General features: G+C 68.0%; 1 pseudogene. It reads right to left on the reverse strand.

Annotated elements, in window-relative coordinates:
• Window positions 1-269: pseudogene (locus ABGA94_RS03175) on the reverse strand (hypothetical protein); the annotation flags it as partial.

The raw sequence follows: 269 nt of genomic DNA on the forward strand, positions 1-269 counted from the left end.
GCAGCCACGACCACCACCAGTGCGGCATGGCACCCAAGTGCGGCGCGCGCAGCAGCTGGCGGTTGATCAACGACGTGGTCTCCGAGGCCCTGCGCGACGTCAGTCTTGCGCAGATCCTGCCCCCCCTTCCCCTTGCCGATCAGCGACACGTTGTTGCGCAGCGCGGAAATGTCGATGGTGTGGGTGGCGAACGCCATCTGCGACTGGAAGTCGATCAGCACCAGGGCGTGGTCGGTCGGCGACAGCAGCGCCGGGGCGGGAGTGGCGGT

The sequence above is a fragment of the Stenotrophomonas sp. 3diitr2024 genome (assembly GCF_042136455.1).
GTDB lineage: Bacteria > Pseudomonadota > Gammaproteobacteria > Xanthomonadales > Xanthomonadaceae > Stenotrophomonas > Stenotrophomonas sepilia.